This window comes from Fibrobacter sp., from assembly GCF_017545445.1.
Classification (GTDB): domain Bacteria; phylum Fibrobacterota; class Fibrobacteria; order Fibrobacterales; family Fibrobacteraceae; genus Fibrobacter.
In genome coordinates this window covers 1-4,129 of the sequence record NZ_JAFWOM010000125.1, presented here as the reverse complement: position 1 = coordinate 4,129, position 4,129 = coordinate 1, and the positions used below count along the sequence as shown (strand labels likewise).

At 45.0% G+C, this 4,129-nt stretch carries 2 protein-coding genes and 2 rRNA genes; 3 read left to right on the top strand and 1 reads right to left on the bottom strand.

From position 1 onward, the window contains the following. Window positions 1-18 precede the first annotated feature (18 nt). Window positions 19-133 (top strand): 5S ribosomal RNA (rrf, locus tag IKG78_RS13795). Between the two features lie 163 nt (window positions 134-296). Here rrf and IKG78_RS13790 read toward each other — a convergent pair. Then, window positions 297-479 (bottom strand): hypothetical protein, encoded by a 183-nt coding sequence (locus IKG78_RS13790; protein ID WP_290944480.1) that lies wholly within the window; start codon window positions 477-479, stop codon window positions 297-299. Window positions 480-602: 123 nt separating this feature from the next. Here IKG78_RS13790 and IKG78_RS13785 point away from each other — a divergent pair, with 123 nt between their 5' ends. Both IKG78_RS13785 and IKG78_RS13780 read left to right on the top strand, forming a co-directional pair. Continuing rightward, window positions 603-3,179, top strand: a complete 2,577-nt coding sequence (locus IKG78_RS13785; protein ID WP_290944478.1) for a hypothetical protein — start codon at window positions 603-605, stop codon at window positions 3,177-3,179. An 831-nt stretch (window positions 3,180-4,010) separates the two neighbouring features. Beyond that, window positions 4,011-4,129, top strand: a 16S ribosomal RNA gene (locus IKG78_RS13780); the annotation flags it as partial.

Here is a 4,129-nt window from a genome sequence, read left to right as displayed (position 1 = left end):
TTCCATGCAAGAATTTGTTTCAGCGGTTATCGAGTGAGGGTCACACCCGTTCCCATCCCGAACACGGAAGTTAAGCCTCAGATCGCCGATGGTACCTGGCCCCCGGGTCCGGGAGAGTAGGTCGCCGCTGGATTCACGCCCCCTTGACGGTAAACCGTCGAGGGGGCTTTTTCGTTTTTGCCGTCATCCGCCCGCGATTGTCATCCCGGCCCCCGTGCCGGGACCCGCTTGCACTGTACCCATTGCAGATACGGTTCCCCTCGCGTTCCTAACCTGTAATCCCTATAATCAAACCCCTAACAGTTACTGGATCCTTCTGCCTTCGGCGTCAGGATGACGCAAAGGAGCGAATCCCATTGCGGATACGTTTCCCCATTGCGGACACGCTCTCGCCCGCGATTGTCATCCCGGACTTGTTCCGGGACCTGCTTGCACTGCACCCATCGCAGATACGTTTCCCCTGCGAAAACGTTACCCATTGCAGATACATTTCCTCTCACAGATACGCTCCCCCTTGCATTCCTAATCCCTACCCCCTAAAACCTACAACCTATTTTTAAATTTCCCATATAAAATCGATTTTTAAGGAAATGGATTGCTTTATGAAAAAATTCATTTTTGCCCTGGCTTTCTTAGCTTGCACTTCGATGGCAGCCAATGTCTGGAACGGATCAGCCGATATTAGCTGGTATTCCGAAGATGCTCAGGCTTTCAATATTACAACAGCTGAAGAATTGGCTGGTCTTGCCAAATTAGTGAATTCGGGAAACTCGTTTGAAGGTAAAATAATCACTTTGGGTGCTGATGTTTTTTTGAACGATACGACTGGCTACGGCGATGGAACATGGTCTAAAAAGAAATTGAACGCTTGGACTCCGATAGGAACTGCATCTAATCCATTTAAGGGCGAATTTAAAAGTTCCGCAGGAACAAAAAATCGAAAAATCTATGGACTTTACGTGAATTCCGCAAGCGACTATGCAGGTTTGTTCGGTTGTATCAGCGGGACGACCATTAGCAATTTGGATTTGCTAGTGGGTTCGGTCAAGGGAAGCAATTATGTGGGTAGCATTGTTGGAAAATCCCTTGAAGCAAACATTACCAATGTTTATGCAGAAGTTCCTGTCTCGGGCAAAGATTACGTTGGCGGCATAGCTGGTTTTGGATATTCCGTTAGCAATTCATCCCATATTGGAGATGTAAATGGAGCGAATAGAGTTGGTGGCCTTGCAGGAGCGTTAAATGCTGGGGTGAGTGATTCGTATTCCGAAGGAAATGTAACTGGAACTGGCCGTTATATTGGCGGTTTAGTGGGTTCTTTATATGTGAATGAAAATGATTACGGCTTAAAAGATGCTGATGTTTATTCTGTTGTCAATTCTCATGCCATCGGAAAAGTCAAAGGAGATGATAATGTTGGTGGTTTAATCGGTTTTGATTCCGTTGCTGTTTCATCTACGGTAAAGAGGCTACTGATATCTAAATCGTATTCGCAGGGAACTGTAGAAGGGGATAATGTTGTAGGTGGGTTTATTGGAAAATTGAAGAAAACATCCGCTGTTCAGATAGTAATTGATTCCTGCTACCACGATCGAGGAAATGTAGTTGGAACTAGTGATTTTGTGGGTGGGCTTGTCGGCGATGTGATGGCGACTATTACAAATTCATATTCGAAGGGAGCTGTATCGGGCCATGATTATGTGGGAGGTTTAGTCGGTGCCAATCAAGGTGATGGTATAGTCCGTTCCAATTCAGACTCTATTTATAATTCTTATTCGGAAGGCCGTGTTGTGGGTCGCGTTGATGTTGGCGGTCTTGTCGGTCTTATGAACGGTAATGTTTCTAAATCGTATGCAAAGAGCGATTCCGTCATAGGATTAAATAGTGTGGGCGGCTTACTGGGATATGCGAAGTCCAATGTCGATAGCTCTTATGCTATTGCCAATGTAAAAGGCGACGATAACGTGGGAGGACTGGTTGGCAGTGCTTATGGAAATATCTCGAAATCCTATGCCCTTGGAAATGTGAATGGCGATGAGGATAATTCTAGTGCCGGAAACGATAACTTGGGAGGTCTGGTCGGGTATCAATATAATGGTTCTGTCGCAAGGTCTTTTGCAGTAGGCGATGTTTCGGGAACGACAAAAATTGGAGGCCTAGTCGGACGATTTGACGGATCCGAAATTTTAAAATCTTACGCCAACGGTAATGTGACCGGACGTTATTACAAAACGGAAGATGAGAACACCGGCAATTATTACATCGGCGGTCTTGTGGGCTTTGGCAAGGGTTCTTTAGAGGAAACTTATGCCAGCGGAGCCGTGAAGGGGATGGAAAAAGATCCCGTATTCACGGGGTGCCTTGTGGGTTACGTCAATGGAAAAATGACGATTAAGAAATCGTATTACGATGCGACGGTTTGCAGACTTGGCGTGGAAGGTTCCGATGAATATGGAGATGTGTATGCGGAGGTGGATAACACGCCTGCGCAAACGACTGCGGCCATGAAGACAAAGGACACATATAGCCAATGGAATTTTGTGGTGGATTGGGGTATTTTAAAGGATTCATATCCGTACTTGCAGTACTACGCCATGCCTAGCAGTTCTATTGAATCCTCATCCAGTAGCGTCGTTGTTTCGTCATCCTCGACTGCAATCGAAAATCGTTCCAGCGATTCGAAGTCTTCGTCAAGTTCCAAGATGGTAAGCAGCAGTTCTATCCAAGGCTCTAGTTCTAGTATCAAGAGCAGCAGTTCCGTGGTGAAGTCCAGTAGCAGTGTTTCGAGTTCGTCAGCAAGGTCCAGCTCTAGTGCCGCAACGGTTTCGTCAAGTTCTAAAGTGATAAGCAGCAGTTCTGCCAAAAATTCAAGTTCGAGCGCAAAGAGCAGTAGCTCCAGGGCGAAGTCCAGCAGCTCCGCAAAGTCTTCCAGTTCTGTCAAGGGGCAAGCGATACCCTTTGAAATCGCTAAAACTCCTTTGTTTGAGTTGAATGTCTTAGGCCGCGAGTTGCAAATTACTGGAGCTTATATCGGTTCAACGCTTAGATTGTTCGATATGCAGGGCCGCGTCTTGATGGATCGTGAGGTGACTGCTTCCAGCTTTAATGTGAATGTTCCTCAAGCTGGCTGTTACATTGTTCGTATCGACCTTCAAAGCAAACTAGTGAATGTTAGATAAATTATTTTGTAATTTGCAATATTCCAAGCTGGAGTTTAGAAAAAGAAAAAATATTTAAAAAATAAACAAATTCTTTTTCTCATAATTGTACATTAAAAATTGTAGGCGGGCGATGTTGCTGGTCTCGGGTTAAGGGGGTTATTATGGAAAACAAGGAAGTTGAGGTTAAAAAGCTCAGCCCCATTGTAGAAACGGTATGGGGTGTGCTTCTCCTGCTGCTTAGCTGTGCATTGATTTTTTTTGGTGCGTAATTTAATTTATACTATATAAAGAGAGTCTGCCTTTGTTGGGGGCAGACTTTTTTCTTTATTTGAAATCTAAGCTTTGAAAAACAGCAGAGGGATTCCGAAAACATAAAGATTTTTTTCATCTTCTCTACGGTTTTCTTATCGCCGATTGCTGAAAAATAAACATTTGGCGAAAGAATGCATTCATTTCCCATTATGTCACTGCGGCTACCATGCTCTTGTCACCCCAGCCTAAGGTTGGTGAGCCTGTCGAACCATGCCGGGGTCGGCATTTTGAATAACCCCTCGAAAGATTTCTGTTAATAGGATGTTGATATTGTGTAATGCCGGCGGCATACATCCCGTTTCTATGGAAAAAAGTGAAAAAAAGTGAAATTTTTTCACGATTACCCCTTGACTTTTTCCCTGAAAATTCTATAATTGGCTTCACCCTCGAACGAGACGGCGGAAACGCCGAAACGGACGAGACGAAAGCCTGCGAGACTTTCGGGAATATTGAAGGAATCGGAGATGTGCTTAGTGACGGCCCAAGAAAATTTCTTGGAAGTCTATTTTACGGAAAACAGGACAGACTATTTGAAAATCAATGAAGAGTTTGATCCTGGCTCAGAACGAACGCTGGTGGCGTGTCTTATACATGCAAGTCGAGCGAGGCAGCAATGCCGAGCGGCGAACGGGTGAGTAACGCGTAAGCAATCTGCC